Source organism: Nitrincola iocasae (genome assembly GCF_008727795.1).
Classification (GTDB): Bacteria; Pseudomonadota; Gammaproteobacteria; order Pseudomonadales; family Balneatricaceae; genus Nitrincola; species Nitrincola iocasae.
The window spans coordinates 2,118,575-2,132,250 of record NZ_CP044222.1 but is presented as its reverse complement, the minus strand read 5'-3'; the positions used below and the strand labels follow the sequence as shown (position 1 = coordinate 2,132,250).

5 protein-coding genes are annotated in these 13,676 nt (G+C 52.1%); all 5 read left to right on the top strand.

Annotated features, from left to right (window positions below; genetic code table 11):
- The first annotated feature begins 2 nt into the window (after positions 1-2).
- Genes F5I99_RS09915 through F5I99_RS09895 form a run of 5 tightly spaced genes read left to right on the top strand, consistent with a single transcriptional unit; the run spans position 3 to position 13,675 of the window.
- The gene (locus F5I99_RS09915) at positions 3-7,418 is read left to right on the top strand and encodes a filamentous hemagglutinin N-terminal domain-containing protein (RefSeq protein ID WP_151055578.1); all 7,416 of its coding nucleotides are present in this window, start codon (positions 3-5) and stop codon (positions 7,416-7,418) included.
- A 22-nt stretch (positions 7,419-7,440) separates the two neighbouring features.
- On the top strand, positions 7,441-7,743 hold the full coding sequence (locus tag F5I99_RS09910; protein WP_151055576.1) for a DUF3467 domain-containing protein: 303 nt from the start codon (positions 7,441-7,443) through the stop codon (positions 7,741-7,743).
- The gene (locus tag F5I99_RS09905) at positions 7,712-9,535 is read left to right on the top strand and encodes an HlyD family efflux transporter periplasmic adaptor subunit (RefSeq protein ID WP_151055575.1); all 1,824 of its coding nucleotides are present in this window, start codon (positions 7,712-7,714) and stop codon (positions 9,533-9,535) included. The genes F5I99_RS09910 and F5I99_RS09905 overlap by 32 nt, the downstream gene beginning before the upstream one ends.
- Positions 9,535-11,691: a PqqD family peptide modification chaperone gene (locus tag F5I99_RS09900; RefSeq protein ID WP_225307367.1), complete on the top strand. Its 2,157-nt coding sequence runs from the start codon at positions 9,535-9,537 to the stop codon at positions 11,689-11,691. Before F5I99_RS09905 ends, F5I99_RS09900 begins: the two co-directional genes overlap by 1 nt.
- 4 nt (positions 11,692-11,695) lie before the next feature.
- The gene (locus F5I99_RS09895; RefSeq protein WP_151055574.1) at positions 11,696-13,675 is read left to right on the top strand and encodes a preprotein translocase subunit SecA; all 1,980 of its coding nucleotides are present in this window, start codon (positions 11,696-11,698) and stop codon (positions 13,673-13,675) included.
- Position 13,676: the final 1 nt, after the last annotated feature.

Below are 13,676 nucleotides of genomic sequence, written 5' to 3'. Positions count from 1 at the left end.
CAATGAAAAAGAATAGAAAATACAACGCATCAGTTTGGGCTTTTACCCCCCGACTGTTGCCACTGCTGATTGCCTCGGCCATATCACCGATGACAGTGATCGCTGCACCAGATGCCAATGAATTACCCAATGGGGGGCAAATAGTTAATGGGCAAGGGGCTATTTCCCAGGCGGGTAATGTGATGAATGTTCAACAGAACACGCAGAACATGATTACTAACTGGAACAGCTTCAACGTGGGTAGTCAGGCGACTGTAAACTTCCATCAGCCTGGTGCAAGCTCTACCGTGTTGAACCGGGTCACATCCGGTGATCCCAGCCAGATTCATGGTCAGATCAATGCCAATGGTAATGTGATCATTGCTAACCCGGCTGGCGTCATGTTCGGGCAGTCGGCCCGCGTGGATGTCGGTGGCTTGATGGCAGCGGGTCAGGATATTGCTGATCAGGATTTTGTCGAAGGTAATCTGCAACTGGATAAGATGTCAGCCGGTGGACAGGTGATCAACCAGGGACAGATTCACACCCGAAGTGGTGGATTCGTAATTCTGGCGGCTGATCAGGTCAGTAATAGCGGACGCATCGAAGCCCCGGAAGGCACGGTGGCGTTGCTGGCTGGCGAGCAGGCGCGTGTAGAACTGACGGCAGGCGGGCTGATCGGTATTCGGGTGGATGGCGAAACCGCAACTGCCGCAATTCAAAACACCGGTGTGCTGGTATCTGACGGTGGCAAGGTTCTCATTCAGAGTCGACAGGCCACCGGTGCCTTGGCGGCTGCTGTCAATCAGACGGGTATTATCCGTGCTAATTCAGTGGCTGAAAATGAAGGGCGCATCATTATTGATGGGGGGCAGGGCGATGTGTTGCTGGCGGGCAGGATTGAAGCAAGCGGTCTTGAGTCCGGTCAGAGTGGTGGCTTTATCAGTGCTACGGGGGATCGCGTCCTGATCAGTGGTGAACTGGATGCCAATGGTGCCAATGCTGGTGGCGAGGTCTATCTGGGCGGTGGTTGGCAAGGGCAGGACTCTGCGATTGCTGAAGCTCGTCAGGTACATCTTGATACGGGGTCAACAGTAGCAGCTGATGCTACTGTGAATGGCGAAGGTGGAGAAGTAGTGCTTTGGTCTTCAGAAGTCACTACACATGCAGGTGTGATTTCAGCACGCGGTGCCGGTGAAGGTCAAGGCGGTGCAGTGGAAACCTCCAGTCGCGGTGCGTTGGGTGTGACGGGTGAGGTGGATGTGTCCGCCCCTGAGGGTCAGGGAGGTTTGTGGTTACTTGACCCTGCCAATATTACCGTGGTCAGTCCTGGCGGCGATCCGTGGAATGGTGGTGGCACTGGCGATGTCAGTGTGAGTAACACCTCCATACAGAATTCTCTCAATACCGGTAGTAACGTTACTCTTCAGGCCGATAACAACATCACTATTGCCGCCAATATTTCTAAAACGGCAGGTGGTGATGCCAGCCTGACGTTTGCTGCAGGCGCTGGTATTATCCTGAACACCGGTATCGATATTTCTGCTACCACCGGGCGATTGCACCTGGAGTTTGGTACAACATCACCTAGCACTGGCACAGCCTTTATTAATGGTCGATTGGCGACTAATGGTGGCAGCGTCACTTTCTGGAAAGATGCCCAGTTGGGTACATCCAACCCGGTCAGTACCCAAATCACCGGAACAGTAGGCGGCATAGGGCCTTATACCTCTGGCAATATACTGTTTAAACAGGACCTGCTGCTGGCCGCCGGTGATGCTAATGTCACCCTGGGCGCACAGGGGAAATCTGATGGTGGTTTCACCGGGCTGGGGGGGAATATCCGCATTGACGGAGATATCTACAGCGTGGCAGCTGTTAACCAGTTACTTCGGCCGCAGACACTGACGCTGGATACTCGAGGTACCGCGGCAGGAGCGATAGTACTTGGTAGTGACACCAGTAATTTTGTCGGTGGCAACGGCCAGTCCGCGTTACGGCAGTTGAATTTCCTCGGTCCACAGGCAATCACCCTGAATGCCAGCGTGATCAACTTGTTGTCACCCTCGGGGGCGGTGATCACCGCCGGATCGACACTGGGTACACCCGAATTACAGCTGAATGCAGCACATACTGTGATTAATATTAACGGCGGCACGGTATCCGGTGTCACTGGTTACACCGACTATGTGCAGGATACCTTTGATATTCGTGGAATGAATACGGCGGAATCATTGGTGATCAATTCCGACCGTTCGATCAAAATTCTGAATCAGCAAATAGTTGCAGAAAGAGCCGCTGGGATGGATGTGATCCTGAACCCCTATGTCGATGAGAGTGCATTAGGCGGTGCTGTTATCATGCTGGAAGCCGCGATTCATTCAAATGGAGGCAATATCTATCTGGGTGGCGTAAGTGATCAGGTCAATACGGGTGTTGTCAATAATGCTGATGTCGATCGTTTTGCTGTTGGTTTTGCCGGTGACAGTGACAGCCGCACCGATGGGGTGTACTTACAGAACGTCCAGCTCGATAGTCAAGGTGATACCGCTGATGGCCTGATTAACCTTAGTGGCCGAGCTCCTTTGGTGCAATCGGCCGGTGCCGGGGTGCGTATTGCCGGTGCGGCGACACGGATTGAGTCGGGCCGTAATGATATACAGGTGATTGGGCGTGTTACTACCCAGACCAATGCCGGTAATAAAGATGGTGTTATTATTGGTGAAGGTAGTGCCGCGCGCTCATTGCTGGCGACCAGTAGCGGTAATCTGATTATCGAAGGTGATGCGTCTGCCGTGGTGAATCCAAGCGGTGGTACCCGCTATAACGGCTTGATGCTGTCTTCCGGGGTGCTGTTGCGTACCGAGACAGGTGATATACAGTTAACCGGGCGCGGTGGTGGTGGCAACCAGAACTTTATTCAGGAGAACCATGGTATTCGCATGGAAGACCTGAATACCAGTGTGATTTCCGAGTCTGGTAATATTCTGCTGTTGGGCGCTTCGGGTGGCAAAACCTCTGATCAAGGGGAAAACAGCTATGGCATCTATGCTGCTGGTAATGCCATGTACATTGGTCGGGATCAGAACCGCAGTACCGCCGCAGGAGATATCGTCTTCATCGGTGACTCCATGCAGTTCGTCAACACCTCGGATCAGCGTCTGCAGGTGTCCAGCAGTGGTCACCTGGTGATTCGCCCCGAGCATGACGACACCAATATCCACCTGGGTAGTGCCGGCGTTCGCCCCGAACTAAATGGGGTCAGTACCCTTTATTTAGGCGAGAACTGGTTTAACGGTAGTGCCGTAGGGGTGTTTCTGCCAGGACCGGTGGTCACAGCCAGTAATGTGTCTACCAATGTTCAGCAACTCTCTATACAGGGTAATGCTGGTGGTGCTTTCACTCTGGTTATCGGTGAGCAGGAAACCGCGGCCATTACCTATACCACTGACCTGACAGCTTTACGTGATCAGATTCAGACGGCAATTCAAGGGTTAAGTGGACATGAAGGGGCCACTGTCAGTATTTCTGGCAGTAACTTGCGGATCAACTTTACCGCTGCACCTGCCAGTCTGGTGGTCGCTGGTGGCGATACCCGCGGCTTTGAAGCGATCACCTTGGGCCGCAGTGATCTGACCGGCCAGATTCAGGTTAATGCCCCCACGACTTTCCGTGATGATGTGACGTTTTTGAGTGATGCCCATGGCACTGACTATCAGGCCAATATGGTTATTAATTCGGCGCTGACCGTACAACGTCAACCCAATTCAACCCAGCATGGATTGCTGACACTGGTAGCGAATGCTTTGGATAAACGAGCGTTGGTGGCCAAAGGGTTGATTACAGCCAATCAACTTAATTTGCTGGGCGCAGGTCAGTTTATAGCGACTGCCAGTAACCAGATTGCAGGTTTCTCCGCCGAGGTGGAAGGTGATGTCACACTGCGTAACAACCAGTCACTTCAGATTACAGAAAATGAATCACTCTGGCTGGATGCTATCGATTATGCGGGTAATCCGGTTCTGACCACCCCCACCGCTCAGACAACCACAGGTATTACCCTGACCGGTGGTCGACAGCTTGAAGTGCTGCTGGATACCGGTGATTTACGCCAGTCAGAAAATGTTTTCGTTGAAAGTGGCAAAGTCAGCCTGGTGACCGGTGGTGGACGTATTATTCAGGAAAATAATGCCATTATTCGTGCTGCTAACCTTTGGTTATCAGCTACTACGGGCATTTCAGCGTTACACAGTGATAATGAAGTCGACGCCTTGGCGGGCAATTTTACTGGCAGCGCCGGGCTGGAATTTAGCAATGCTCAGACGCTGTCGATAGACGGAGTGTCGATTGATCAATATCGTGCTGATACCGCTTCAACCAGTCTGGAAGGACAAGTGAATGCCACCGAGTCAGATCGAAATGGTCTGCGTGGCGCCACTGGCGCCAGTGGTGGCACACTGGCAGTTGTTGTCAGACAGGGAGATTTGTTACAGGGTGCGACTGAAGGTAGTTCGCAGTTACGGGCACAGCGAGCGGTGCTGCTGGCTGACCAAGGTAGCCTGTTGCTACAGAATCAAACCAATCAAATCAGTACATTAACTGCCAAAGTGAATGCTGATAATGAGGATATAACCGTGTTCAATGCCCAGGCGATGACGCTTGGTAGTGTCACCGGGCTATCCGAAGCTCTCATTACTGGCGGCACTCAAGTAGGCGCTCAGGCAACTGAGGGTGGCAATATCACCCTGGCGACAGTCAATGGCACCTTGACGGTAGCACGAGATGTGATGACGCTTGGCAGTGGAAATATCGATTTGCGTGCCGGTGGCACAGCGTCAAATCTAGCCATTGTGCCGGAGTCTGGTCAGCTTGCTTCGATCAGCAGTGGCAGCGGACAGATACAGCTGTTGGCCGGGCAAAGTATTACTACGCAATCCACCAGCGATGCTAGCGCTGAGGTGAGCACTACTGGCACTGTAATGCTACAGGCGGGCAGTGCGATAGGTTCTCAACAGAATCGAATCGAACTATCCGGTGTCGATACCCTGGCAGCCACGGCAGGTAATGGCAGCATTTGGCTGCGCAGTCTCGGTACAGATCCAATAATATTGGGTCAAGTGAATGCATTGAATTCGGCTCAGTTAGTCGGTGGTGCGGTCACTGATCTTGCTGGACTGATTACACAGCAGGGTAATGGTAATATCACCCTGACCACTCAGGGCGGTGATATTCGTGTGGTGTCAGCGCTGAATGCCAATGGCAGTGGTTATGTTGATTTGCGCACAGCGGGCACAGGCAATATTGACATCAATGGCGCGACAATTACCTCTGCAACCGGGACGCTGCAGTTGGTTGCGGGTGGGGCTATTGGTACCAATACTCTGACCGGTACTCAGGCAGAGCTGGCGACAGCCGGTCAGGTGTTGCTGAGTAGTGGCGGTCAAATAGGCACAGAAACCCAGCGCATCGAGATCGCCAGTGCCGCTCAGTTGGCCTCTCAGAGTCTTGGCAGTCAGTTTATTGCGCATAGCGGTGATGATCTGGCGATCAGTCAGGTTAATGCTGTTAATAGCAGCAGTGAGCTGGATAGGAGTGTCACCTCACTCAGTGGCATGAACGCAGGTCAGGGCAGTGTAATCGATCTGGATGTCGATCAGGCACTGTCACTGAATGCGGGTATCAGCACAACAACGACTGCTGGCATTGTCCGACTGGCGGCTGCCAGCATCAGCCAACTGCTCGACAGTGGTAGTGAAATTCTGACGCAGGGTCTGCAACTGATTTCCCGTGTGGGCGATCTGCGTCTGGAAAATACCCAGAACAGTGTGACAACACTGGCGGCACGTGCTGCAGCGGGAGCCAGTTATACCAACCTTGGAAACTTGCAGATTGATACGGTTTCTGGGGTGCAGGGCATCACAGCGGCCACAGATATTACCCTTCGCAGTGTCGAAGGTGATTTGACCCTGCTGCAAGCGCTGGATGCTGACCAAACCGCTGGTGTGATTACCCTGCAAGCGTTGCAAGGTGGTGTCCAGTCAGGCAATGCAGCCATCAGCGCCGACGCCTTGAGACTGGTTGCGGCCCAGAGCAGCGATCTGAGTCATGCCGGCAATCAACTAAACCGTGTGGCGGTGCGGTTGTCGCAGACTCATGCCGACTTCGAGTTAGTGAACCAGAGCGGTTTTACCCTTGACAGGGTGATCACCAGTCTTGGACACAGCGAGAGCCAGGGGCAAACGGATGGCATTCTCACCGCCGGTGGGAATATAAACCTGCGGATTAGTGGTAGCGGGGATCTGCAACTCGCACAACAGCTATCCACGGGTTCTCGACAGCAAGGACGTGTCAGTTTAAACGCTGCAGATGGCTCTTTACTGCGCACGGCAACCGCTGGAATGATTACTGCTAATCAGCTGCAATTGCAGGCAAGTGGGGATGCGCTGCTGACGCAGCCGCAGAATGCGCTGAATACAGCTTCTACAACACTCTTCCGTACCGAAAATGCTAATCAGGTGGCAGTTTTGGCGGCGGACCTGGGCGGTGATCTAATGTTTGCGGGTCTGGGGAGTCTGGAAGTTGGCCAGGTGCTGACGGATGGTGTTCAGGCTGATAATGTCTGGATACGTGCTCAGCAGGATCTCAGGCTGACTCAATCGGTAGTTGCTGACGCGACTGGATTGCGTCCAGTGATATTGTCGGCGGGTAATCAATTTTTCAACCAGACGGGTCAGGGTGCTGATGCAATTCAGGCTCAGGGTGGATGGTTGATCTATGAGCAGAGCGTCGATGGCTTTACCCAGCGGCTGGCTGGGTTGGTACCCGATTTCAGCTTTTTCAGCACTAGCTATGATCTACAACGTCCAGGCAATGTTAGCTTGATGGGTAACGGTTATCTGGTGGGTACGCCGATTGCCGATCCAGAACAGTATCTGCGTCTTCCTGGAACAGAGAACAACACCAGTGGTAACCCTTTGACAGAGGGTGCAGCGTCTCAACAGCCTAGTCCTTTACAGGTCTCTCTGGCACCGGTTGTCGAGTCAGATCCTGATACCAGCTATGGTATGACGCTGTCGGTTCTGCCTGCTGAAAGCGGATTTGCCAGTCTGACAACCCACTCAACGGGTGGACGTACCCTGGTGGCGCCTGTCGCTATGCAGGTTAGTGCGGATAAGCCGTTCCAGACCTTGCTGGGTCGAATACTGGGCGATGCAGAGTTGATTGGTGTTTCGCTGGTTGACGGGTCGCCATTACCGGATACACTGCAACTGCTGGGTAAGGGGCCTTCATTGCGACTGGTTGGTAGCCTGCCTCTGAGCAGTTCACCTTTGGTGGTACGACTGAGCATGCAGAATCCTCAGACTGAAGAGGCTCAATGGGTCGATATCTTGATTGAGGTCACTGCAGCTGAAGATAATGCTGAAACAACAACTATATAACCGCTCCGAAGGGGATGAATGAATGAGTGATGAAAACGAATTGAAAACAGCCGCAGAAGCGAGTCCAGCACAGTCCCCCAAAATTCACTGGGATGACAGTGAAATGCAGACCCACTACTCCAATGTCTGCAATGTCATGGGTACGCGTGAGGAGATCATGTTGTTGTTCGGTTCCAATCAGGCTTGGCAAACAGGTCAGACCGAAGTGAGTGTAAAACTATCCAATCGTATTCTGCTGACACCCCATGCAGCGAAGCGCCTCAAAGTACTGCTGGAGATGGGGCTGAAAGAATATGAAGCCAGATTTGGTGAAGTCAAACTCTGACATCGTTGCCACAGAAACGTCCAATGATTGGCTCAGACAGCTGCAACAGGCATCTGAGTCAGACTTTTTTGTGCGTTGGTTGGCATTACTGCGTCAGGAACTGACTGGTCTTGATGAGGCCGTGTTGGTATTAGGGCCCGCAGATCAGGGGCCGTTTAAGCCAGTCGTGACACATCCTCCGCATACGCCTTGTTCATCGGCGTTGATGCGTCTGTGTGAACAGGTGATGCAGTTACGTCGTCCATTAAGCCAGCGCAGTGAATCTGTTATTCATTGGGTGGTACCCATTCAGCAGGGAGATGCATTACTGGGGGTATTTGGTCTGACGGCAAAGAGTCTGTCGGTAGAGCAACGCCAATGGCTGCAGTGGGGCCTGGGTTGGATACTGACACGTACCGAGACTTATCAGCATGCTGGCGACAGTGAGCTGAGCGAGCGCCTGATGGTTCTGCTTGATTTGTTGATGTCCTCTGTTGGGGGGCAGTCATTACAGGATGCCTGCCAGGCTGTGTTGTCGCAGGCCGCCGTGAATCTGGACTGCGATCGGATAGCGCTGGGTTTTGGTTCCGGGCGCAGCGTTCGTATGGTAACGCTTTCCAATAGTGCTGAATTTACCCGGCGAATTGACCTGGTGCAGAGCATTGAAAGCGCCATGAATGAGGCCGTAGACCAGGGGCACAGTCTGTGCTGGCCACTGCAACAGGCTAGCTTGGATACATTCAGTGCACATCAGGCATTGATCCGTGAACAGGGTAATCACACGGTATTGACGGTACCCTTCATGACGGATACTGAAAATTACGGTGCCATCTGTTTCGAATGGGCCGAAGTTCCCGATGAACGACAGCCGGAATTAGCAGAATCCATTGCCAGTGTAGTTGGGCGTGTGCTGTTGGAAAAACGTCAATCTGAACTGTCCTTACTTAGCTATCTAGGCAGGCGTATTAAGCATATTTGGAAACGTTTGGTTGGACCACGTTACTTGGGTACCAAGCTGCTGGTACTGCTATTGATTTTAATGAGTACATTCTTCGTGCTGGCTGAAGGTACTTTTCGTTTATCTGCCGATGCTCGTTTAGAGGGAGCACTGAATCGCTCCCTGTCAGCCCCATTTGACAGTTATGTCATGGCTGCTCACTACCGGGCGGGTCAGACTGTCGAAGAAGGCGAGGTGTTGGCCGAGTTGGATGACCGAGATCTGCGCCTTGAGCAACTGCGCTGGCAAAGCCAGTTGGCACAGTTTGAGCGCCAGATGCGTTTGTCTCAGGCGCAGCGGGATACAGCTCAGGCACGGGTAGCAGCAGCGCAAATCGAACAAGCCGAAGCTCAATTGGCATTGTCCAGCTCACTGCTAAACCGTACTCAGATCCGTGCGCCTTTTACTGCGTTGATCACCCGGGGAGATCTGTCTCAAGATCTGGGACTACCCGTTACTAAAGGACAAGTGCTGTTTGAATTGGCACCATTGGATGAGTATCGTTTGGTGCTGGATTTGTCAGAAACCGATATGGCTCACATACATGAGGGGCAAAAAGGGCAGTTGGTACTGAAAGCTTTTCCTGAGGTCCGAATCGATTTTGAGGTGATTCGAGTGACACCCGTAGCCGAAGCGCGTGATGGTAAAAACCTGTTTCGCGTTGAAGCCGAAATTGCACAGCTGTTACCTGCCATGCGTCCTGGTATGGAAGGTGTGGCTAAGGTAGAGGTTAGTCAGCAACGACTAATCTGGATCTGGACGCGGACTTTGGTGGACTGGTCACGTCTGCAATTGTGGAAGTGGTTGGGTCGCTGATGTCATCTCTTTTTTCGGCATCCTGGTATCGCTTGGCTGATCTGGTTCCGCGGTTACGCACACAAACCCGGATTTTTCGACACGTCTATCGAGGTCAGCGTTGGCATGTTATTCAGGATTTGGCCAGCGGGAAATTTTTGCGACTGAATGCGACAGCCTATTGCATCCTGTCGCTGGTGGATGGGCAAGCCACGCTTGATCAAATATGGAAGCAGGCCGTTGAGCAGCTACAAGATGACGCGCCGAGTCAGGATGAGGTGTTGCAGTTGATGACTCAGTTGAACCAGATCGGAGTGCTGACCAGCAATCGTACGCCTGATATCGAAGAACTCAGTGAACGTTCGATCAAAGCACGACGCAATCGGCTTAAGCAATACATTGCCAATCCATTGGCACTCAGGATGCCGTTGATTGATCCGGATCGTTTTTTGCGATACCTGGTGGGTCATATTCCAGTCTGGGCGCGCCCGTTGTTGCTGGCGGTTTGGTTAATCACCTTGCTATTCGGTATCAGTCTGGCAGCACTGCACTGGCCAGAGCTGACCGGCGACTTGACCCGACTGGTGTTTACCCCGGAGTATATCTTTACCCTGATCCTGGTGTTTCCATTGATTAAGGCAATCCATGAACTGGGTCATGGTATTGCGATCAAACTGTTTGGCGGTCAGTGCCATGAAATGGGACTTATGTTTCTGGTGATGGTCCCGATTCCCTATGTTGATGCCAGTCACGCCATAGCATTTAAGAGCAAATACCAGCGCATGCTGGTGGGTGCGGCTGGAATGATGATTGAGTTATTTGTTGCCAGTATTGCTCTGTGGCTCTGGACCTGGACACAGCCAGGATTGTTGAGAGTATTTTTGCACGATATTGTCATCCTTGCGGGTGTGGTAACCCTATTATTCAACTTGAACCCATTATTAAGATTCGATGGCTACTACATTTTCAGTGACTGGCTGGAAATTCCCAATCTGGGGAACAAAGCGAATCAGTATTTTGGTTATTTACTGAAACGTTACTTGTTACGTATTGATCGAGGCATACAGCCGCCACGGGTAACAGCAGGAGAGCCTGCCTGGCTGATCAGCTTTGCGCTGTTGTCTTTTGTATATCGGATGTTTATTGTCGGGATGATTCTGCTGTTTGTTGCTTCCCAGTTTTTTGTCATTGGGGTGTTACTGGCGGCTTATGCATTCTTTTTGATGATTTTGCTGCCCTTGAGTCGAACTATCAAGGTTGCCTATAGCGATCCACTGATCAGTGAAAAGCGTCCTCGCTTGTATTTGATCAGCTTTACGGTGGTTACCTTGCTGGTATGGCTGGTCGGGGTGTTACCCTTGCCCTCGGCAACCTTTGTCGAGGGAGTGGTGTGGATGTCGGAACAGTCGCAGGTCCGCGCACGGACCGACTGTTTCGGCCAGCAGCTATTACACCAGCCTGGATTTGTTAAAGCCGATGAGCCGTTGCTTTATTGTGATGAGCCTGTTTTGCCTGCTGAACTTCAAGAAACACGGGCACGTATGGCTGAAGTGGATGCCGAGTTGTTACTGGCAAGAGGCACAGACCGAGTCCTGGCGCAGAATCTACTGGAAGAACGCCAGCATGTTGAGCAGCGTATCGTTACACTAGAGCAGCGTATTGATGCGTTCGAAATCCGTAGTCCACATGCAGGTGAGTTTGTTATGTCGTCACCTGATGACTTTATGGGTCGCTGGTACCATCGAGGTGATGTTATTGGTTATCTGTTGGACCCTACACATTTTACCCTGCTAGTCGCTGTTGATCAGGCTGATGTTGACCGTATTCGCAGTGACAGTGTCAATATAGCTATGCGATCAGCTGACTCAGTACATCAGTCACACCCACTTCGAATATTGCGAGCTGTGCCAGCAGCCACGCGTGATCTGCCAAGCCTGGCACTGTCATTGCAAGGAGGAGGACAAATTGGCTTGAGTCCTGACGCTGCTCCGGGAAGTCAGCCCCAAACACTCAATCCAGTATTTCTGTTTGAACTGGAGTTGCTGCACCCTGAAAACTTTGCAGTGCAAGCTTTGGGGGGGCGTGTCTACGTTCGCTTTGCACATACGGATGAGTCAGCGGCACGGCAGATATACCGCCGCCTGCGTGACCTTTTTATTCGTCGTTTCGGAATCTGATCCCATGTATGCATTACAAACACGTACAGTTCAGTATCCGCAACGTACCGACTGGCATGAAGATCCTTGGTTGGTGCGCCTATGGGATCGGGGGGCAACGCTATTCCGACGCCTGATCCTGATGAATGAGGCACGACAGAAGGCTTTTGTGCAGGCTGTAGCTTCGTGTGAAACTCATCTGCAGGGTGCAACGCTTGAAGCCCTGCAACAGGCCCTATGTGATGTGCGCTTACAATTGCGTCGGGAGGGGTTGCAGCAGTCGTCTCTGGCTCAGGCCTTCGCCTTGGTCCGAATGGCATCGCAACAGACGCTGGGATTACGCCATCATGATGTACAGATACGTGGTGGCCACGCCTTAGTGCAGGGTTTTCTGATTGAGATGAACACTGGTGAAGGCAAAACTCTGACTGCTACCCTGGCAGCCGCTGTGGCAGCATTGTCGGGCCGACAAGTTCAAGTGGTGACGGTCAATGATTATCTGGCTCAGCGGGATGCAACCGAAATGCAGCCACTCTATGAATGGTTGGGACTGACCACGGCCTGGGTGCTTGAGGATGCTGGACCTGCTGAACGACGCCAGGCGTATCAGGCTGATATCGTTTACTGCACCGGAAAAACGCTGACCTTTGATTACCTCAAGGATCGCATAGCTCTGGATGATCGCGTGTCACCACTTAAAATGCTCCTGGATGCATACACTGGCCACTGGCAGCAACAAGTACTGTTACCGGGATTGCAGTTTGCTATCGTGGATGAAGTGGACAGTATTCTGATCGATGAAGCGCGCACACCGCTGATTATTTCATCCTCTGGTGGTTCAGTAGAAGAAGAGACGTTTTATGTCAGCGCTATTGAGTTTGCCCGACAGCTACAAGAAGCTGAACACTTTCAATACAGTGAAAACCGCCAGCTAATTGACCTGACGCTATCAGGCCGCCAACTGCTGGAACAACTGACGGCTGATGCCGAAGGGCTATGGTGTAACCGTTTTCGGCGAGAAGAGGCTGTGTTGCAGGCGCTCAGTGCGTTACACCGTTTTCAACGGGATGTTCATTATATTGTTCGCGACGATAAGGTGTTGATTGTTGATGAGCATACCGGTCGGATTATGCCGGATCGTTCCTGGGAAAAAGGGATGCAACAGCTGATCGAGGCAAAAGAGCATGTGTCTCTGACACCGCCTCGAATTACTCTGGCGAAAATTAGCTTTCAGTTATTTTTCCGTCGTTTTCTACAACTTTCCGGAATGTCGGGTACCTGTCGTGAAATTGCCGGGGAGATCAGTCGGGTGTACAACCTGCGGATGATCCGTATCCCCCCGCATAAACCCAGCCAGCGTGTACAAGTCCCCAGTCAGATTTTTGCCGACGCCGAGCAAAAATGGCTGGCAATAGAAACCTGCATAATTGAATGCCAACTCAGGGGACAACCTATACTGGTTGGCACCCGTTCGATTCTGGCGGCTGATACCTTGTCGGCACGTCTGCAATACGGCGGGGTTGAACATCAAGTGCTGCACGCACGTCAGGATGAGACTGAGGCTGAAATTATCGCTGAGGCAGGCCAACGTGGTCGCGTCACCCTTGCAACCAATATGGCCGGACGCGGGACAGATATCAAACTACAGGCAGGTGTAGCCGCATTGGGTGGTTTACATGTACTGATTACTGAATTGCATGACAACCAGCGCATCGATCGACAACTAATTGGGCGTTGTGCCCGGCAGGGTGAACCCGGAAGTTGGCAGGAAATATTGTCCCTGGAAGATGAACTGGTGAGCAACTGGCTACCGCCTCTGAATCGTCTACTGCGTTTGTTGTTGCGTTCTAGTCCTGAAAATCGGCTGATTGGGTGGGTTGCTCGTGCCTATTACCGATCGGCTCAATGGATGCTTGAGCGTTTGCATCGGCGTATCCGTGCCAAGTTACTTAAGGCCGAATTTAATTTACGCCGGTCACTTTCCTTTACCGGTAAAATGGAGTGAA